The 19,135-nt window shown below is 60.5% G+C and carries 15 protein-coding genes and 1 tRNA gene; 5 read left to right on the top strand and 11 right to left on the bottom strand.

Annotation, left to right across the window (positions count from 1 at the left end; all coding sequences use genetic code 11):
- Window positions 1-6: 6 nt before the first annotated feature.
- The 7 genes from AB1555_08315 to pyrF form a co-directional block, all read right to left on the bottom strand.
- A complete protein-coding gene (locus AB1555_08315) occupies window positions 7-3,837 on the bottom strand; it encodes a hypothetical protein (protein ID MEW6246697.1) in 3,831 nt (1,276 codons plus the stop codon).
- 696 nt (window positions 3,838-4,533) lie between these two features.
- Complete coding sequence (locus AB1555_08310; GenBank protein ID MEW6246696.1) at window positions 4,534-5,364, bottom strand: OmpA family protein; 831 nt, start codon at window positions 5,362-5,364, stop codon at window positions 4,534-4,536.
- Window positions 5,365-5,688: 324 nt separating this feature from the next.
- Window positions 5,689-6,558 carry a hypothetical protein gene (locus tag AB1555_08305; GenBank protein ID MEW6246695.1) on the bottom strand — a complete coding sequence of 290 codons (870 nt, stop codon included), beginning with the start codon at window positions 6,556-6,558 and terminating at the stop codon, window positions 5,689-5,691.
- A gap of 838 nt (window positions 6,559-7,396) precedes the next feature.
- On the bottom strand, window positions 7,397-7,708 hold the full coding sequence (locus AB1555_08300; GenBank protein ID MEW6246694.1) for a PilZ domain-containing protein: 312 nt from the start codon (window positions 7,706-7,708) through the stop codon (window positions 7,397-7,399).
- Between the two features lie 161 nt (window positions 7,709-7,869).
- Window positions 7,870-8,232 (bottom strand): response regulator, encoded by a 363-nt coding sequence (locus AB1555_08295; protein ID MEW6246693.1) that lies wholly within the window; start codon window positions 8,230-8,232, stop codon window positions 7,870-7,872.
- Window positions 8,233-8,475: 243 nt separating this feature from the next.
- Window positions 8,476-8,551: transfer RNA gene (locus AB1555_08290), tRNA-His, on the bottom strand.
- A gap of 150 nt (window positions 8,552-8,701) precedes the next feature.
- The gene (gene pyrF / locus AB1555_08285; protein MEW6246692.1) at window positions 8,702-9,448 is read right to left on the bottom strand and encodes an orotidine-5'-phosphate decarboxylase; all 747 of its coding nucleotides are present in this window, start codon (window positions 9,446-9,448) and stop codon (window positions 8,702-8,704) included.
- A 102-nt stretch (window positions 9,449-9,550) separates the two neighbouring features.
- On the opposite strand from pyrF, the gene rpsT reads away from it, so the two are divergent.
- Complete coding sequence (gene rpsT / locus AB1555_08280; GenBank protein MEW6246691.1) at window positions 9,551-9,832, top strand: 30S ribosomal protein S20; 282 nt, start codon at window positions 9,551-9,553, stop codon at window positions 9,830-9,832.
- On the opposite strand, the gene holA is transcribed toward rpsT, so the two are convergent.
- Genes holA through leuS form a run of 3 tightly spaced genes read right to left on the bottom strand, consistent with a single transcriptional unit; the run spans window position 9,810 to window position 14,082 of the window.
- Entirely contained in the window at window positions 9,810-10,913 is a 1,104-nt protein-coding gene (gene holA / locus AB1555_08275; GenBank protein ID MEW6246690.1) for a DNA polymerase III subunit delta, read from the bottom strand. The genes rpsT and holA overlap by 23 nt on opposite strands.
- 27 nt (window positions 10,914-10,940) lie before the next feature.
- Window positions 10,941-11,633 carry an LPS assembly lipoprotein LptE gene (lptE, locus tag AB1555_08270; GenBank protein MEW6246689.1) on the bottom strand — a complete coding sequence of 231 codons (693 nt, stop codon included), beginning with the start codon at window positions 11,631-11,633 and terminating at the stop codon, window positions 10,941-10,943.
- A gap of 7 nt (window positions 11,634-11,640) precedes the next feature.
- Complete coding sequence (gene leuS, locus AB1555_08265) at window positions 11,641-14,082, bottom strand: leucine--tRNA ligase (GenBank protein ID MEW6246688.1); 2,442 nt, start codon at window positions 14,080-14,082, stop codon at window positions 11,641-11,643.
- 253 nt (window positions 14,083-14,335) lie between these two features.
- Here leuS and AB1555_08260 point away from each other — a divergent pair, with 253 nt between their 5' ends.
- Entirely contained in the window at window positions 14,336-14,944 is a 609-nt protein-coding gene (locus AB1555_08260; protein MEW6246687.1) for a class I SAM-dependent methyltransferase, read from the top strand.
- A 30-nt stretch (window positions 14,945-14,974) separates the two neighbouring features.
- Here the strand turns inward: AB1555_08260 and AB1555_08255 are convergent, their stop codons facing one another.
- Window positions 14,975-15,652 (bottom strand): HAD family hydrolase, encoded by a 678-nt coding sequence (locus tag AB1555_08255; GenBank protein MEW6246686.1) that lies wholly within the window; start codon window positions 15,650-15,652, stop codon window positions 14,975-14,977.
- A gap of 153 nt (window positions 15,653-15,805) precedes the next feature.
- Here AB1555_08255 and der point away from each other — a divergent pair, with 153 nt between their 5' ends.
- The 3 genes from der to AB1555_08240 all read left to right on the top strand — a co-directional run bounded on the left by der (window position 15,806) and on the right by AB1555_08240 (window position 19,090).
- A complete protein-coding gene (gene der / locus AB1555_08250) occupies window positions 15,806-17,131 on the top strand; it encodes a ribosome biogenesis GTPase Der (protein ID MEW6246685.1) in 1,326 nt (441 codons plus the stop codon).
- Window positions 17,132-17,441: 310 nt separating this feature from the next.
- Window positions 17,442-17,867, top strand: coding sequence for a hypothetical protein (locus AB1555_08245; GenBank protein ID MEW6246684.1), 426 nt, complete (start codon window positions 17,442-17,444; stop codon window positions 17,865-17,867).
- A gap of 239 nt (window positions 17,868-18,106) precedes the next feature.
- The gene (locus AB1555_08240; GenBank protein ID MEW6246683.1) at window positions 18,107-19,090 is read left to right on the top strand and encodes a hypothetical protein; all 984 of its coding nucleotides are present in this window, start codon (window positions 18,107-18,109) and stop codon (window positions 19,088-19,090) included.
- Window positions 19,091-19,135 lie beyond the last annotated feature (45 nt).

Here is a 19,135-nt window from a genome sequence, read left to right as displayed (position 1 = left end):
AGGCAACTACTTGGACTTCGAAGCAGCCGCTCGACGGGTCTCGGTGGAGACGGAAGGAGCAGAATGGGGGATCAGCACGGTAACGTCTAGCCCGGGATCGCCGTCGTCGTCCTTCCCGTCTTTGCCGACGCTGTACAGTAAGTTTTTCTTGGCACTGAGTAGCATCGGCAACCCGGTGAACGGATCGTAGAAGCTCTGGCCTGCCCTGGCGATACGCGCCAAGAGATCTGCGCCCTGCGGGCTCTGTTTAATCCAGGCCTGGAGGCTGGCCAGCCGGAGGCGCGCGTCCGCTTCCAGCACTCGACCACTAAAGAGGTCCCACGGAGGCAGCGGTTCCAGGCCCACCACGTTATCGATGGGATTCAGTAGGTAATCTAACCAGTTTTGCGGTGGAGTCCTGACGTAGGTGTAAAGCTTGGGCGAGAAGGCACGCGGGCCTTCGCCGTTTTTCATCGCCGCCTCGTAATACTCGGCGTACGCATTGAGCCGCTTTTGCTTGGGCAGCGGCATAGCCGCGACGATCGACACGTAGAACGGTCGATCCTCCGGCTTTTCCCGTTTGAGTCCGGGATCGCTGGCCTTTGAAGCGATCACGAACTGGCTTTGCATCGGCCAGCGCAGCGATTGCTCGACTTGATCCAACGGTCGAACCATCTTCATCAAACGAGGCACGAACTTTTCCTCCAGGTCGAGTCGTGTCAACAGACCCGATATGACCGCGACATCGTCATTGATCGCATCGGCCGCCATCATTTTGATAGGCAGAGTCTTAGCCTGAGCCAGTGCTGTCCTCCATGCGGCCAGGTCTCCTTCCAACCGGGTGATCCCTGCCTCGGCGGTCTCCGAAAACCCTTCGGCGACGTAGAGCCGATGGGCAGCCAGGATTTCGGAGCAGTTCGGGCTCACGAGTTGACCATAGCCCCAGTCCTCGAACGGCATCTTCAACCACCGACGATACCGTTCGAGCGATGCTTCGTATTGCGGAAGCCAGGTTCTGATTCCTCCGGCCTGATCCCTGAAAAGCGCGGCGGGGTCGGATGTCCGGAACCAACTCGCAATGGCGCTGGCCGATGCCGTTTTTCGAACCGCGAGCATTGTTCCCCGATCGCCCCCCGTACAGGATTTGGAGAGTTCGAGGTCGGCGGCCGTAAACTTTCTCTCGTAGCCGGCCTGCACGGGATCGCGTGATGGGTCGGCATCGAATCCCAGGAGCAGGAGGTATCCGTTCTTCCCGGGATCAAGCACCGTCCGTTCGGGAGCGCTGCTGAGATTGTGGAAGGCGTTGCTGGGCTGCTCTTCCATCACAATCCAGGCAAGCCCGACCAAACCGACCCCCACCGCCAGCCCCGCCACGCCGATCACTGCGAGCATCAAAAGCGACATCGCGAGCGAGTGCGTCGTGGCGAGGCTGCTCCGGACAAACGTGACGACGCCCAGGCGGAGACGCGCCGGAGCCAATGACAACCACCCCCGCGACTTACGAGGAGCAAACACCGGTGACGGCGTCGCCGAGGTTCTGCCTTCCGAGCCGCCAAACAACACATCGACGGCCGACACGATGCCCTTGCCGGAGCCCGTTCCTCTGTGGGTTGAAGTCGTGTCGGACGCGGTCCAGTCGGGAGGCGCCGTGGCGGAAGCCGATGGAGGAGTCATCGGCGTCCATTCTGCGGTCGAATCCCTGGAGCGAGGCGCCGTTCCAGCCGGTTCAGCGGAAGCAGAGCGGATCGATACTTCGTCAGGGACAAAAACACTGTCCTGGTTTGGTGGAGCCGTCTGTTGCGCAAACGCTGACCCTTCGCCGACGTAGGGTTCGAGAGGCGGAAGGAACTCTCGATCGACACCTGGCCTTTTCTCGTCAGAATGCCGCTGTGATTCGAGGTCGTGCCGTTCGTGTGCCGCGGTCGCCTCTGCCTTTCCGTCTGCCTTCTCCTTCAGCCGGAATTCAGGCGCGGCCGCGGCCTTCTCCTCAGTACTCTCTTGCCGGACGAGACTCTCCTTAACCTGGATCGCGGCAATCTTGGGTATTGCCTTCTCACTCGATAGATCCTCTTCGGGCTTGTGCGCAACCGACTCGACAACGGGCTCCAGCACCCGCAGTAGCTCTGACGAAGACGAGTCGGCCTCCGGCTCCGGCTTCGGGGGAGAGGGCTGCGGTTCCGGAATTGGCGCCGGCTCGGTCTTTTGCTTGGTGGCAGGCGGTCCCGACTTCGTCGCTTCGGGCTGACTCGCCGTGGCCGTTCCTTCCGTCAAGTCGGTTTCGTCAACCGCTGGAACCCCGGCGTCGGCCCGTTCCCCTCCGGTCCAGCCGATCGTCGATTCCCGCCCGCTGACGTCAACGATCGAGACAACATCGCGTGTCTCAATCGTTTCCGGCTCCGACCGGGGAATCGACACCGTCGTTTCCTCTACCTGCTCCCACGGCATCGGAGCAACCAAAGAAATATCCCTATTCGTCCCCGTGACCATCGGCACTGGCGACGCCTGTTCTCCCGCCTCGGGTCCGGAGGGCGCGTCCGCTTTGTCCTCTGTCGCCGGCGTTTTCCACTCCAGCGGAGGCAGCTTCCGTATCTCGTCATGCATTCCCGCGTCGGATTCGCGCGGCGGTGGGATCTGTACGGCTTCATCGATTGGCGGCGCGGCCTCGGTTTCCTGCTGTGCAGAATCGTCAGCTACAGGCTCCGGTTGGAGGATAGTGACAGTGGTTTCTTCCACCTGTTCCCACGGCATCGGAGCCGCCAGTGTGTCCGCGCCGGCGGCAGGTTGGGTCGTTGCCTCCAAGACCGGCATACTGATAGGTTCGTCAATGATGAAGGACGACCCGGGAGGCTGGGCCATGGTCGCATGTTCCACGTCCTGAGACTCGACCGGCGTAGTCGAGAGTCCGGACGCAACAGGTGGCGATGTGGTTTCGCCGACCGGACTCGGTAGCTCATACCCTGCCAATTCCTCACGGGCTGGTACAGTCGGCTGGGCGTCAGTGGTGAGGACCGTGTCGTGTAACAGGGACTCATCCCCTCGCGCGCGCAGGCAGGCCATGTCTTCAGTGGAGGGAGTGGGACCAACCCGTTTGCTGTCGCGGACCGCGACTCCCTGCGACGCGAAGGTGACGGGAACGCTCCGGCCTTCGTCCGGCTTGCCCTCGGACGATCCGCACTCGGGTGAGGAGGTCGATTCTTGACTGTTTTCGACGACAGGCGAACCGTCCAATTCCCCTTCGGCGCGAGATGCCGACTTCGCTTCGTCCTCGGCCGTCTCCCAGGGAAGGCGAATAGGGGCATCGTTCTGGCTGATTTCCTTGCGCAGCGAGGAAACATTCGATTGTGTTTCGGATCCATCTGCCGATTCTCCGGGCGCACGAACAGGGGGCATCACAGCCAGTTCGCCTGTTCTCGCATCGAACATAGGAGCCAGCCTGAAGGCGACCGGGCTGGCAGGGGCCAACTCACGGATCTTGGCGTAGAGTTCCGCGGCCCGCTGTGGGCGGTCAGAATCCGGATCTTCTACCAGGACTTCGATGGCTTTTCCGTACTCAGTCACCGCGGCCATCGGATCGCCCTTCTCTTCATACACGTGGCCGAGTAATTCCAGGAAGGGGACACACCGCGGGCCAGCGGCGAGATATTCTCTGAGCAGTGACTCGGCGAGCCAATAGTCTTGCCGTTGCAACGCCTCCATCGCGAGCGACTCGAACGCCGCTCGAGCCGTCATGAGGCTGCCCAGCCTGAGGTGCAAGGTGGCGAAAAGCCGGCGTGCTTCGAGATTCTGGGGGTCGAGAGCCAGCAGCTCCTTCAACACAGAAGACGACCGGCCATACTTGCCGGCATTCATCTGTGTCACGGCTTCTTCGAGGAGAGCAGTTTTCTTGCTGAACCCGACGACACCCCTTTTGGGGGCCCGGGGAGGCGCCTTCTTAGAAAATCGTTTATCTGTTCGCACAGTACAACCTTAGCAGATACAAGGAAGAGCGAAGGACCTGCCATTACCGTCTGTTTATGCGCTTCATCGGCTTGGACCGACAAAGTCTGTAGCTTTCTGAGAGCTCAAAGTCTAATAGCAAACCCAATACCGCAAATGTCTTGGCGATGAAATGTGAAAACGCTCATTGACATCAATGAGTTGTGCAATGACTGTCGCTCAGTTTCACTCGTCGTGCGGGCGGCTCTGTGCAGATGGATGTGATGTATGGGGTGACGTGATCTCCACCAGTGCCTGGAATATGCCGGTCCTTTCACTCGTTCACCATCCCAAGGGCCGCTGTCGCTCCAATACCGCAGCCGGGCTCCGACACAGGCTCACGAGAGCTGCTCCTGCGATCACATTACTCAACTGATCGTCGAAGAGGGTGAACGACTGAGGTTGGTTGAGAACAGAATGTCGTGATTAAAAAGGGATCTCAGGGAGGGGAGAGCAAACGCCAAGACTGTGCAGACAAGGCTTACCAGACCTCAAGCTCTGTCTGCTGCGTGGACGAGGCCACCTGAGCAAAGACTCTCGGCTGCCCGGCAGCCTTCCGCTTCACCCTCCGGAGTTCAGTTATCGTACAGCAGGCGGTGCTGCAGCCGAGGACCTAGAGAGCCGCAACGTCATGTGCCCCCGGCGATTTTGTCGGTAGCAGGTCTCGTGGTGTTCCTGGCAGAACGGCCGATCTTTGCCATATGACACGATCGACACCTGCGAACTGTTGACCCCCAGCTCAACCAGATAGCTGCGAACTGTTTTGGCGCGTTTTTCGCCCAGAATCAGGTTGTAATCGTGGGTGCCTCGCTCGTCGCAGTGCCCCTCAACCCTGAGTATGGCCGCAGGATTCGCCTTCATCCACGCTGCATTGGCGCTCAGTGTGCGTTGACCTTCTTCGCTCAACATCCAACTGTCATAACCGAAAAAGACGTCGTTCAAACCTGCGGCGGCTGCAGCGGCAGCTTCAATCCTGCGTATTTCTTTATCCCGATCCTGTTGATCCCTGCCTTGAATATCTTGAATATGCGGTGCACTTGCCACAAGGTTGTTAGGGGTCAACTGCTCCTCCGGCGGCGCTACGCCTGGAATCACGGGATCAAGCCCGCTGAGCCCGAAAGCACCGGGGCCGGTGCTGCTGGAGTCCGGACCGGAAACCGCGAGATCCGGAACGTCCCCACCGGTATCTTGTCGTCGAGTCGATTCCCGCTCCTGCGCGTCCTGCTCCGCTCTTCGTTCTATTCCGTCCTTGGATGTGTCGGCTGTGCGTCCGGATTGGCTTCCGGAAAGCCGTCGCTCAGACGACTGGGACTCAGATCCGCCGCCCAGCCACTTACTTGTACAACCGGCTCCCACAGTGAGCAGTAACGCGGCCGCCAAACAGGTCAATGTGATGTCGCGAATCTTCATGGCTCATTCTCCACGTTAAACCGATCTCGCGCTTCTTCTCAAAAATATAGCACTCATGACAGTTCGCACTGGTCCTTTCCCGCCGACTCCAGCCTGTTCCACAAAGATTAAAAATTTTCTGAGGATCTTTGCCGCTCATAACCGAAGACAAATCAAAGGGATCGGAAAGGAACCCGAGCCGCTTCAAGTGCACATGAAGAGCCCAAGCCGTATACCCCAATTCCCACCTACAAAATGCGCGGGCCCGGTTCTTGGCGAGCCGGGCCCGACAGTCTCAACTACCCTGGGGAGGAGTGGCCTACCCACTGAGCAAGCGCAAAAGACTCAGCAACCCGCGCACCCTCCTGAAGAGGATGTGCTGGGGAAGTAAGAATAGGAGGAGCCTAGCCAATTTCCTCTCCCTCCAAGGACGCTCGACGCCAAACCGTCCGCCTGGTTGCCTTCTCCTCCGAGGACTGCGGCGTAAGGGCGAGAAATCCAATTGCGCGACCCGAACACGAGACCTCCCGAAGACGTAAAGGCATTGAGCGTCCCCCCGATAAGGTTGTGGGAACCGGTCCGACCGCCTGTGGGATGCGGACCTTCGTTATACCCCACAACGAGGTTGCCCAAGCCAGTGGGCGTGCCGTTGTCGCCGGTCGAACCCGATCCGCTACGAACATGGAGGTTGACTCCCGTGAAGATCACGTGAGGGCCATTCAAGCCGTTGATCGGATTCGGATCGACAGTCAGGTACTTGGAAAGCGCTGTCAGGCTGGGTGGGATACTGCTCGCACCATCAGCGGATTCCAGCGTATTCACTCTGATCTGCAAGGTTCCGATCTGATTCTGGGCTTCCCCGAGTAGGTTCAGCAAAGACTCCTGAGTGCTCGTCAATGCGGCCACTTTATTTTGAAGATCCGTCACCTGAGTCTGTAGATCGGCCAGACCGCCTCCAGAATTGTTGTGCTGTTCCCGCTTGTGTTCCTTGATCTTATTTCGCAGAGCTTCAATTTTGGCCTTCAAGCGCTGATTAATCAGTCGATACCGCTCGCTGTCACGATCACCGTGCCGGTCTCCTGCGAAGACCGTGAGCGGCGTTCCTATGCCCATTATGCAGACAAGCAGAAGACTGACAAATATGTTTTTACCTAAGATATTTCCAGAGCACCCCTTGATGCAAGAAAAGCATCGCCCATCATGTGAGGTGTTCATATTTTTCTCCTCCTTCCAGTGCCAGGTGGCCCGCGCCGACTTTTTTCCGTTCTTGAAACAACTCGGCACAGATCCACTCGTGCTTCTGCCAAACCCTAGGTCGCAAGCGGTATGCCGTGTGGCCTGGCTTGTCCCCTTTGTCCAGGCTCTCTCAGCACTTAGGAAGTCCCCATAGCCTGGCCCGGGGTAAAACGTTTCCGCCTTTGGTACCAAAATTCGATATCCGACCGACACGAATTGAACGGGACGCAAAATGTCTCCTCGCCGGTACATCCATGCACAATGCAGAACAAGACGCCTTTGAAAACCGTTGCAATCGATTCTCGAGGAGTTCACGCGCGAGTGGATTCAACATGATCTCCAAGAAGCCTAGTCTCTTGTGCTGATCAGATGAGCTGGGTGGAGCGGTGAAGTCGGGCCAGATCTTCCGGTGCAGAGCCGATGACTTATTTCAGGTGAACTTTCACAGCGGAGCAGCCGGGGAGCCGGTTGGATTGGGCACCGAGGGGTCGCCAGAAATATCGGCAACGAGGAAAAGACCCGCGAGCCGTGCGGGCAGCGTTTCGACGGCGGGCAGCCGTGTCAAAACATCACAGGGGAGCGATGAGAGGTTCTTGGTTCTGTGCCCTTACTCCTTGCGAGCAAGAATTGCAGAAGCCGTTCGGCGCTTCTCCGCCGTCGATGCTGCGAAAACCCTCATGCTGCAGATGCGCGCCATCGCCCAATTTTCCACACATCATTCCCACGCCGGAACGATGTAAATGGCGGATTGAAGAAAGTCCCCGCTATACCTGTCGGTAATCAGTTCGACTCGCCCGGACTCTTATCCTGACGCGCCTCAACGAACCCGCTCGATAACGCGATTCAGCCGATCCTGGTGTTCACGACGCAGGCTGAGAAATTGGACGCCGAACTGTGTCCCCCGCGCCCAACGGACCGCCGCCAGATCCACGAGGATCGGTGGCTCTTTTAACGAGACCTCAAGGCGCAGCTCCAGATAGGTCGTCACGGGCACAGGTTCAGAACTTTCAATGCGGCAGCCTACCGGGGATAAGTCCACGATCGCTCCCTCCCCCGTTCCCACGCGCACCGATGTGAAACTTGCTCGAAACTGAACTGGAATTCGGGTGTGCAAGCGGACATCCTCCATGCTTGGCTGCTCCATAGGCCAACTCGTAGCACATAGTTCAGTGACGAAATAGAGTCCAACGGCCCTACGCGAATGGGGGGCCGCCGCGTAGAGCAGATGCGGGCAACACGGCAGATTGAATGGAAGAATCGCGCAGATAACCGAAAACAGGGCAGGCCGCCCTAGTGGTGGAGTTCGTACTGGACCGCGTTCAGCAACTCCTGGATACTGAATGGCTTCCGGAACGTCCTCCGGGCACCCAAGAGCTTCGCCACATCCAAGCAATTCTGTTCCCCGTGGGCACCTGACATGGCGATCACTTTGGTATCCAGGAATTCGCGGGTCAGCTCCAGGATGGTCTGAAGCCCATTCTGTTCTGGCATGTACAGATCGGTGATGACCAAGTCTGTCGGGCGGCGACGGTACAGATCCACGCCCATTCGGCCGTTCGCGGCTTCGATCACCTCGTGTCCCACACTTTCAAGAGCGGTGCGGAGGAGGGCGCGGATTCCCGGCTCGTCGTCAATGAGAAGGATGGATGCCATCAACGCACCTCTCTACTCCGATGGACGAATTATCGCTCCAAATGTAGATGGAGTCCGGCGTGTTCGCTATTCCTCAGAGGATGTACCGCGAAGGAGGGGGCAAACCGGTTTTAGATGGAAGTGAATGGCAGATCGTCGCACGACGTAACTGTCGAGGAAGTGATCGCATTCCTGAGCCTGATTTCGCACCGGATTCCTTCAAGGGCAAACTAGACAACCAGCCGGGAGAGTTGAAAGCGAAGTTGGGGTGAGTGACGGGTTTCGAACCCGCAACCTCCTGGGCCACAGCCAGGCGCTCTAACCGTTGAGCTACACCCACCACTCAGGTCGGCATGAAAAGACGTGGCGAAGGAATCTTAGCAAAGTGGAAAGAACAGCCGCAACCGCCTGCATGAAGCGCCGCTCGCGGCGGGTCGTTCGTCAAACGGAGAGGACAACTCCTGGATACTCGCGCGCAACGCTTCGCGCTTCACAAGAGATCCGGCGGGTTCGTGCCTCGGGCATCAAAGGCGGCCTGCATTTCCGCTAGGATCGCCGCTGCTGCCGAGGCTGGGTCGGCGGCGTCCCGGATCGGCCGGCCGACGACCAGGTAGTCTGCGCCGGCCGAGATGGCCTGAGCAGGCGTGGTCACGCGGGCGTGGTCGTCCGTCCTTTTCCCGGCCGGCCGGACGCCGGGCGTGACAATCAACAAGCGCGACCCGACCTTGCGCCGAATCGCTGCCGGCTCCTCGCCCGAGGCGATCACGCCGTCGCATCCGACCTCAGCTGCAAGCGCGGCTCGCGCCGTTACAAGGTCCTCGATGGTCCATTGGATCCCTATTTCACGCAGGTCGTTCCCATCGAAGTTGGTCAGGACCGTAACCGCCAGCACCCGTAAGCGAGACTGCCCGCGCCCCTGGACCGCCGCCGTGAGGGCTTTCCGGTTCGCGTGGACCGTGAGAAAGTCGACACCCATCTCCGCAACCCTCGCCGTGGCCCGGCGCACGGTTTCTTCGATGTCCAGAAACTTGAGATCGAGAAACACGCGCTTCCCCCGCGTGATCAAACGCTGAACCATCTCGGGGCCGGCGGCCGTATAGAGCTCCAAGCCCACCTTGATGAACGTCACCGAGTCTCCCACACGGGACAGGAGCCGTTCGGCCTCATCTGAGGTCGGGACATCCAGCGCGAAGATCAACCGATCACGGGCGTCAATGTACGCCGTCGTGGGCTTCATCGCAGTGTGCCGCCTCCCATCTCTCGGTCCTTCCGCGATCTCCTTGACCGTCTCATGAGTCTTGTGTTACAAACTCGGCCTTCTCGGAATAGGAGTATCGTTATGGCTGTGGTTCACAAGTCCACGATCCGCCGTGCGCGCCAATCGGAACGGCGCCGCCAGCGCAACCGGGCGACGCTGAGCGCGGTCAAGAGTCTCGTTAAGAAAGTGCTGGTCGCGGTGGACGAAAAGAAGGTCGACGAGGCGAGAGCATCGTTGCGGGAAGCCGCCTCGGCGTTGAGCAAAGCGGTGACCAAAGGCGTCCTCAAGCGCAACACCGCCTCCCGCCGCATTGCCCGGCTCGCCGCCAGGGTCAACTTGCTCACGGCTTCCCAGTCCGCGTGACCGTCTCCGTCGGCCGAACCGCTTTCTTCCCCGAACCCTGACGAGGGAAAATTTCCTGGTCCGGCTGGGATCCGGCGACGGATGATGCACCGGTCATCTCGCATAATCCGAGCAACAGGGCTTCCAGGACCCGTCGGCCCGACCCGGCGCTCCCGCCTTTCAACCGCGAATCCGCTTCCAGAAATAGTTGGAACGCCGTCCGGAGATGCGCGTCGGAAAACTGTGCCAGAAATGGACGGACCCTGCGATGATCCATCCGCAACATTCGCGCCGCCTCGAACTCTTGGCCGTTCTGACGGAGCGTCTCTTTCACTCTCCAAAGACGGCGGTACTGCCAGATCAGCGCGCCCAGGATGCGCAAGGGCGCTTCTCCTGCCTCCAAATTCCTGGCCAGAATGGCCAAGGCGCGCCGGCGGTCTTGCGCACCGATAGCGGCCGCCAGATCGAAGACCGACGCTCCCGGCTCGGTCCCTCGCAGCATCTCGACTTCACGAGGGCCGGCCAGAGCACCGGGAGGCACATAAGCCGCGAGCTTTTCAAGTTCCTGCCGCACAGCGTAGAGCGCCTCTCCGGCCGTGTCCTTGAGCAGGGTGACAGCCTCCTCTTGCAGTCGAAGACCAATGCGCCGGGCTTCCTCCCGAATCCAGGCGGCTAGCTGCGCGTCTCTCAACGGCGCGCAGTCGATCGTCACCGCGCAACGGTTCAGGGCTTGACTGAGCTTCAACCGTCCGTCCAGCTTGGCTGCAACGAAGACAAGCGTCGTAGACTCGGAGGGGGTCTCCAGATACGGCAACAACACGTCTGCGTCCCGGGCCGAAATCTTGTCGGCCGCCTTGTAGACGACCAACCGCCGTGGCGCGAAGGCGGGAACTTCCGCGGCGCAGGCCACGACGTCCGCCGCGGCCGCCTCGCCTCCGTAAAAGAGGTCGTAATTGAACCCGGCGATCTCTTGATCTCCCAGCACGGCGGCCGTGATCTGGGCCAGAGCCTGATCCCGCAGATAATCTTCTTCACCTGTGACCACATACACAGGAGCCGGACCGTTCTTCTTCAACGCGGCAGCGAGGTCCTGGTATCTCACGCAACGTGCTCGATGCGAGGAGTGGGATCAGCGCGACTTCGCCGGGCTTTCATCGGAGACGGGGGCCGCCGACCCGTCAACGGCCGTGACGTTCGATTCCAGGTGCAACAGGAATCGCGACGCCAGATCTTCCGCGATCAGCCGCCCCGCCTGTTCCAATGCCCGGTTTTGCAACACGCGATTGAACTGGAGATCCGGCGTCACAAAGAACTCGGAAGACGCCTTGGCCGTCTGAGTCCACACCGTCTTTTTGGTGCGAACCTCTTCGATTTTGACGGCCACGATCACTTCCGCGCGGCTTTCCAGCGTCGTCGTCTGACTGAAGCTCAGCGTCGGCAAACTCACGCCGATGATCTGCCCCGTCAACACCAGATCGGCCGATTCGGAATCCGAGACGACCCGCGCGCCGCTTCCGACCGAAAACTCGTGCCGGACATAGTCCGTCAACTTGATTTCCAGGTTCGGCTCGAAACTTTTGTTTTCGAGCATACGGACCGCCAGGCGCGGCGCGTCCTTCGTCGGTTCGACGCCGGCCGATCCGCCGATGGTCGGCCCGGCCCCCTCGACGCGAAATTGATAGCCGCACGCGGCAAACACCGCCGCCGCGAGAAATGCGAGAAACGCCCAAAAAGCGGGAGCCGCAACATAGCCTCTGGTCGCCAGAGTTTTCGGTGCCCCCGGCTTTCCGCGCCTTTCCGACGTGTCTCGCCTGTCTCGCACAATTTCCTCACACCACAAAGTTGATGAGCTTCTTTTCAACGTAAATCACGTTGCGCGGTTCTTTGCCTTGCAACCACTCCCGCACCTTCGCATCCTGCCGGGCCACCGCGATCACCTGTTCGCGGGCGGCATCCGCGGTCACCTCGATTTTGCTTCGCAACTTCCCGTTGATCTGGACGGGGATCGTCATCCGCTCGCTGACAATCAGCGCGGGATCATGCGAAGGCCATGGGTGCCGGGCGAGACTGGGTTGATGCCCCAATCGTTCCCACAACTCCTCGCACAGATGGGGAGCGAAAGGAGACAAGAGCAGGATGAACGGTTCCAGCAAGGATCGCGGTCGCTCGTTGAGCTTCGTCATCTCGTTGGTAAACACCATCATCTGCGCAATTGCGGTGTTAAAGCGCAGCTCCTCGATGTCCTCCGTGACTTTCTTGATCGTCTGGTGCAGCAATCGCTTCTGGTCGAGCGTCGGCTCGGACTCGACGACGGCGCGGCTCAATCCGCCGTCCTCGCCCACGACGAGCCGCCAGACCCGGTCTAGGAAACGGGTGATGCCTTCGACGCCCCTGGTGCTCCAAGGCTTCATCGCTTCGAGCGGGCCCATGAACATCTCATACAGCCGCACGGCGTCCGCGCCGAACTTGTCGATCATTTCGTCCGGGTTCACCACGTTGCCGCGCGACTTGGACATCTTCTGATTGTCCTCGCCCAACACGGTGCCCTGGTGAACCAGCTTCATGAACGGCTCGGGGGTGCTCACGACGCCGATGTCGTACAGGACCTTGTGCCAGAAACGCGCATAGAGGAGATGCAACACGGCGTGCTCGCTGCCCCCGATATAGAGATCCACCGGCATCCAGTACCGTTCCTTGGCCGGATCGACCAACTGGCGGTCATTCTTCGGATCGATGAACCGCAGATAGTACCAACACGAACCGGCCCATTGGGGCATAGTATTGGTCTCTCGGCGCGCCGGCTTGCCGGTGACCGGATCGGTGGTGGCAACCCAGTCCGTCAGATTGGCGAGCGGGCTCTCTCCGGTTCCCGATGGCTTGAAGTTGCTGGTCTCGGGCAAGGTCAACGGAAGTTGCTCTTCGGGCAGAGGTCGCGGTTCGCCATCCACCCAGATGATCGGGAACGGCTCACCCCAGTACCGTTGCCGCGCAAAGAGCCAGTCGCGCAGCTTGTAATTGACGGCCTTGCGCCCCTTCCCTTTGGCTTCCAGCCAAGCCGTGATTTTGGGAATCGCGTCGGCAGGCGTGATGCCGTCGATCGAGAACGACCCGTCCGGCGTCGTGGAATTCACGACCGTGCCCTGATCGATGCTGACGAAGGCTTCCCTCTCTATGTCGCCGCCGGAGATGACCTCGCGGATCGGCAGCTTGTGTGCGTGCGCGAACTCCCAGTCGCGCTGGTCATGCGCGGGAACCGCCATAATCGCGCCGGTCCCGTAACTCATCAGCACATAGTCGGCGATCCAGATGGGCAGCTGCTCCCCGTTCACCGGATTGACGGCATAGCCGCCGGTGAAAACGCCGGTCTTTTCCTTTTCCAGATCCTGACGTTGCAAGTCGCTCTTGCGCGCCGCCGCCTCGCGATAGGCATCCACTTCGATCCGCCGGTCCGGCGTCGTCACTACCTCGACCAGCGGATGTTCCGGCGCCAGCACCACGTAGGTCGCGCCGAAGAGGGTATCGGGTCTGGTCGTGAAAATCCGGATGCTTCCGTGCACCCCGGCCAATGGAAATTCCACTTCGGCCCCCACCGAGCGGCCGATCCAGTTTTTTTGCATCTCCAGCGTGCTTGCGGGCCAATCGACCAGCTTGAGATCGTCCAGCAGCCGGTCCGCATAGGCGGTGATCTTGAGCACCCACTGGCGCATCGGCTTGCGGATGACCTCGAACCCCCCGACCTCGCTGCGGCCGTCCACGATCTCCTCGTTGGCGAGCACAGTCCCCAATGCCGGACACCAGTTCACCGGCACCTCCGCCACGTAAGCCAGCCCGCGCTCAAAGAGTTTCAAGAAGATCCATTGGGTCCAGCGGTAGTACGAAGGATCGGTGGTGCTGATCTCGCGGTCCCAGTCATAGGACAGCCCGACCCGCCGCATCTGCCGTTTAAAAGTGGCGATGTTTTGCGCCGTCGTGATCGCCGGATGGATACCCGTCCTCACCGCGTACTGTTCGGCCGGCAAACCGAACGCGTCCCAGCCCATCGGGTGCAGCACGTTGAAGCCCCGCATGCGTTTGTAACGCGAGACGATGTCGGTCGCGGTATAGCCCTCGAGATGGCCGACGTGCAGGCCGGACCCTGAAGGGTACGGGAACATGTCCAGGCAGTAAAACTTGGGACGTACCGGATCCTCCGTGGCCTTGAAGATCCGATGCTCCTCCCAATAGGCCTGCCACTTGGCCTCGATGGCGTGGTGTTCGTAGGTTTTGCCCATGACGGATCGGCAAGTCTCCGAGTCAGCACACGCTAGAGCGGACACCTGGAAAGTGAGGACTTTCCGGCTTCACGACTTCCCGGCCGAGGCTCCGAGGGAATCTAACATAGACCGCCGGGGGTCACAAGAATCAACCCCGGCAGCCGGGGCCGCCGTGACGGTTCACCTGCCCCATAGTTTGATGTGGCAAGCGCCGGCGTTCGTGCTACAGTGTCGCGGAACGCATCTCATCGACCGGAGGAGACCTGTGGGCGTGTATGCACGACGAATTTTCCCGCACCTCATGGACTGGATGCTCAGCGGAGAGCGGTTCCAGCAGGAGCGGCAACGCACGCTGAGCCAGGCTCACGGGGAGGTCCTGGAACTCGGCTTCGGGACAGGTCTGAACGTGCCGCACTACCCGTCCAAGCTCTCATGGTTGCGCGCGGTGGACCCGGTCAACATGCTGCCTCAGAGAGTCAAGCAACGCGCGTCGCAGGCGTCCTTCCCGATTCAGATCCAGTACGTCAGCGCCGAAGCCCTGCCGTTTGAAGATGCGCGTTTCGATTGCGCCGTCAGCACCTTCACGCTGTGCAGCGTCCGCGACCCCAAGCCCGTGCTGAGCGAAGTCCGCCGCGTCCTGAAGCCGGGGGGCCTCTTCTTGTTCCTGGAGCACGGACGCAGCGACGACGCCAAAATCGCCAGATGGCAGGATCTCCTCACGCCGGTGCAGCGCCTCATCGCCTGCGGCTGTCACCTCAATCGCAGGATCGACGACCTCATCGCACAAGCCGGCTTTCGCATCACACAATTGGACCGCTACCGGATACCCGAGCTTCCTCAGATCGCCGCCGAGATGTACCGGGGCGTGGCGACCCGTTGATCGGGCGGAAACCCGGCGCCGACAAGCCGCCTATCGAAGGTCGGGCCGACGCATCAAAGCGTGAAAACTTTCGATGGCGGGAAACCGCGTCGATGGTTCGGGCGGGAGACGGGAGCTGGACTTGGCGCGATGAACGAGATACCCGATGCCGAACCGTCCGGCCGCGGCTAAGCAGGCCTGATCGTCGTCGATGTACAGCGCCCGTGCGGGATCGAAACCGAGCAGCCGTTGGCAACTCGGCCAATACTCGGACCGCATTTTCAGATACCCCACTTCAAAGGCCGTCACGATGCGGTCGACGTACGTGTTCACGCCGGTTTTCGCGATCTTGATCTCCACGCCCGATCGATGGGCGTTCGTCAGAATCGTGACCCGTTTCCCCAGCGTTCGAAGATGTCGCAGAAAGTCTTGCGCGTCGGGAAGAAAATCGATCATCGCATCGAGCTCTTTCGTCAACGCGACCACGTCGACGCCGATTCGTCCCGTCCAGTAATTCAGATCCGTCCAGTCCAGCTCTCCCTCCACGGCGTGATACATCGCCATCAGACGCTCGCGCGCCTGGTCGAACGCCAGGCCGTGCAGGGCCGCGTAGCGACGCGGCAATTCCTCTTCAAAGAAGAAATTGTCGAAATGACGGTCCAGCAGCGTCCCGTCCATGTCGAGCAGGACATCGTCGACCAGATCCCAGGAAAAACCGTCAATCGTCATCGGTCACTCGTCAATCGTGGCAGGAGCGTAATTATAACGCACCGCGGGAATCCATGGCGGGCTTTCCATGGCGGGCTTTCTTGTCTTCGAGGCACTCGTGTGTTACGGTCTTCCCGCCCCGGATCTTTCACCATGACGAATGACGAGTGACCGATGACACCCTCGGTTCCGCTGGTCGCCATCATCGGCCGCCCCAACGTCGGCAAATCGACCCTGTTCAACCGTGTTCTCGGCGCCAGAACGGCGATCGTGGACGACGTGCCCGGCGTCACCCGGGACCGGAATTACGCCGACACCACGTATCGAGGCCGGCGCTTCCGTCTCGTGGACACCGGAGGATTGGACCCGTCGGCCTCCGAAGGCATGCTGGCCCTCATCCGCCGGCAGTCGCAGATCGCGATCGCGGAAGCGGACATCCTGATCCTGGTAATGGACGGCCGTGCGGGCCTGACCCCGCCGGACGAGGAAGTCGTCCGCCTCCTGCGAGGCACGCGCAAGCCGGTCTTCTTTGCGATCAACAAGCTCGACACGCCGAAGTCCGACCCGTTGATCGCCGACTTCTATCGGTTGGGACAGGACCGACTCTATCCCCTTTCAGCCGAGCATGGGCTTGGGGTGGCCGAGCTGCTGGACGCGATCTTTCCCCTCTTGCCGGAATCCGCGGACCAGGATGATGCCCGGGAGATGCCACGTGTGGCCATCATCGGGCGACCTAATGTCGGCAAGTCCACCTTGGTGAATACGCTGCTGGGACAGGAGCGAGTCGTCGTCAGCGAGGCGCCGGGCACCACGCGCGACCCGATCGATTCAATCGTGACCTATCAAAACCGTCACTATCTGCTCACCGATACGGCCGGTATCAGGCGGCGGGGGCGAGTCGATCGGGGGATCGAAGGATACAGCGTCGCCCGGTCGTTGCGCGCGATCGGACGGTCCGATCTCGCCATCCTGCTGCTCGATGCGGTCGAGGGCGTCACGGAGCAGGACACCAAGATCGCCGGCCTGGTGTTGCGGCAAGGACGCGCCTGTGTCCTGCTGGTCAACAAGTGGGACCTCCGTGAAGGCGACGCGCGGGCTCGAGCGGAGTACGAAGCCGATCTGCGCCGGCGGTTTCCGTTCCTGTCTTGGGCGCCGGTGCTCTTCGCTTCGGCCCTGAAACCGGACTCCTTGCGCGAGATTTTTCCGTTGATCGACCGAGTGGCGGCGGCCTTTACCTCAAGGGTCCCGACCGGACCGCTCAATAAATTCCTGCAGGAGATCGTCGAAGAAAATCCCCTGCCGGTTCGAAAGGGCACGCCCTCCCGGACGACGAAATCTGTTTATATGACGCAGGTGGCCACCAGACCCCCGGCGTTCGCGTTGTTCGTGGGCCAACCGGAAAACGTGACGCCTTCGTATCTCCGATTCCTGGAGAACCGCCTCAGAGCGGAATATCAATTCTCCGGCTCACCCATCCGCATCCTGGTGCGGAGAAAATGAACAGACAGACGGCGACAGGCTTTCGCCGACTGTGACACTCCGCCTCGGGTCGTGAGCACAAACAGATACGCCACCGGATCAAGAAAGATACGGTTTTTGTCCCTATCCCATGTCTCCGCAAGAGCTGAGGATGGCTCAAAAGCCGGTATTTCCCCAGCTTCTTCTGTTCGTTCCTATCGGGCCCGGAACTTGCTCGCTTAAAAGACCACGGAGCGCCGAGCGGTTGCGGTCAGCCTGCGAGAATCTGCTCAATCGTCTTGCCATCCGACAGACCATCGGAGGTACGAGTGAATTTTGGAGAAAATGTCCTATGAACATCGAATTTTCAGCTTCCCGTCGTTCCTCCCATTCGGCCGGTTCGGCCATCGGCCCCGGCGTCATTGTCTTCTCCCCGTCCATGCGGTTGTTGCACATGAATGAACAGGCGCTGGTCCTTTCGCGAACGCTCAACAGCGTGCAGGAGCAGACTCCGGAATGCGGAGACGGCGATCGAGTGCTTCCGGAGGCGCTCAGAGACCTGTGTGACGAGATTGTGGAGTCGCTGAACCGGCGCATGGAAGCGGAAGACTGGACCCAATTCGAAATCAAGCGGATCGCCGGTACCCCCGAACAGCCGATCCTGTTGCGCGGGTTCGGATTGCCCGATCGGCAGGAACGCCAACGATCGCGGGTCGTCATTACACTGCAGGCGATGCTGATTTCCTCTTCACCGCCGCTAGGCTCTTTCTGTTCATAGCCCTGGTCCGCGTGGCTCGCGCCCCGTTCGATCCTGCGGAGCCGCCGCCTGCTGCCATCCCAGCCTTCACCGACTCTCCCACTCGAGCGCGGCTTTCTGCTTGACTGTCTCACAGCCTCATGTTATTCGCACAACAGTTGTTCTCGGCGGGGAGCGGGACCCGATCTCTCTCGTCATCCACGTTCGGTGTCTCACGCATCCGAACCATCACCCTGAATCCGACGTTGCAGGAGAGCATCATGGGGGCTGGCCAACGATATTTGTTTCCGCCCGTCGTCGCTATGGTTCTGGCGCTCTGCCTCTCTCCAATCGCCGCCGAACAGCCCGCCGGTAGCCCGGCCGACACGGCCCGCCCCGCGGCCAATCTTGCTGAGCCGGCCTCGCCGACGGAAGAGGAAGTCTGGCCGTCGATCAAGTTGAGCGGCTCCGTGTGGCGAATGAAATCAGGAATTGTCTTCCTGAAGACGCCGGTCGGTCTTCTGACGCTCAGCTCGAAAACCGGTCTGCGGGATGTCAAGGGCAGTCACACCGTAACGCTCTGGATCAACGGGACGAGCGCCGTGGTCGACATCAGAAAGAAAAGCGACGCCTCGCTGGTGCACCGCTATGTCTCCGGCGACCTCCGTTACACCGCGCCGGACAAGAAAGCGGTGTCGTTGTGGACTCCCGAAGGGGAGAAAACTTTCTCGGTCGAGGCCTACGGGGCAAAGTTGAGCGGGAAGGCGGAGAACCGGCCGATCACCGTCGAGGTGGATGAAGCGGGAACGATCACGGGGTTCCATGACTTGCAATATGATCTGCAGATCAGCCATCCGCCGCAGCATTCATCCGACCTGCATATGAAACTGACCGGGACCGTCGCCAAGCTCAAATCGGGGTTCGTCTTTCTGAAGACTCCCATCGGTGTCGTCACCATCAGCGCCAAAACGGGCGTTCGCAACGCGAAAGTCGGTCACGCGCTGACGCTTTGGGCGCACGATACCAGCGTGGTCATCGACCTGCAGCAGAACGGCGCCGCCACGCCGAGCACCCGCTTTCTGACGGGCCGGTTGACGTATGCCTCGCCGGATCGCAAGGCCGTGACCCTGTGGGCGCCGGAAGGGGAACAAACCTTCCCGGCCGAGCGAGGGAAGGCCGTCCTCGCCACGATCAAGGAAGGCACCCCGATCACGGTCGAGATCAATGATCGGGGCATGGTGATCGACATCCGCAAGGCCGGATAAATTGCCCGTTCCTTCCGACCCGGTCGCCGCTTTCCTCTCTAACGG

The organism is Nitrospirota bacterium (assembly GCA_040755395.1).
GTDB lineage: Bacteria > Nitrospirota > Nitrospiria > Nitrospirales > Nitrospiraceae > DATLZU01.
Note: the sequence above shows the minus strand (reverse complement) of the source record. Positions and strands in the feature narration are given on the sequence as shown.

Coding starts and splice junctions, on each gene's coding strand:
- AB1555_08295 (MEW6246693.1), bottom strand. CDS start 8,232: ATGGCATCCATCCTTCTCATTGACGACGAGCCGGGAATCCGCGCCCTC.
- AB1555_08300 (MEW6246694.1), bottom strand. CDS start 7,708: ATGGAGGATGTCCGCTTGCACACCCGAATTCCAGTTCAGTTTCGAGCA.
- rpsT (MEW6246691.1), top strand. CDS start 9,551: ATGGCTGTGGTTCACAAGTCCACGATCCGCCGTGCGCGCCAATCGGAA.
- AB1555_08240 (MEW6246683.1), top strand. CDS start 18,107: ATGGGGGCTGGCCAACGATATTTGTTTCCGCCCGTCGTCGCTATGGTT.
- der (MEW6246685.1), top strand. CDS start 15,806: ATGACACCCTCGGTTCCGCTGGTCGCCATCATCGGCCGCCCCAACGTC.
- AB1555_08245 (MEW6246684.1), top strand. CDS start 17,442: ATGAACATCGAATTTTCAGCTTCCCGTCGTTCCTCCCATTCGGCCGGT.
- AB1555_08305 (MEW6246695.1), bottom strand. CDS start 6,558: ATGAACACCTCACATGATGGGCGATGCTTTTCTTGCATCAAGGGGTGC.
- AB1555_08255 (MEW6246686.1), bottom strand. CDS start 15,652: ATGACGATTGACGGTTTTTCCTGGGATCTGGTCGACGATGTCCTGCTC.
- pyrF (MEW6246692.1), bottom strand. CDS start 9,448: ATGAAGCCCACGACGGCGTACATTGACGCCCGTGATCGGTTGATCTTC.
- AB1555_08310 (MEW6246696.1), bottom strand. CDS start 5,364: ATGAAGATTCGCGACATCACATTGACCTGTTTGGCGGCCGCGTTACTG.
- leuS (MEW6246688.1), bottom strand. CDS start 14,082: ATGGGCAAAACCTACGAACACCACGCCATCGAGGCCAAGTGGCAGGCC.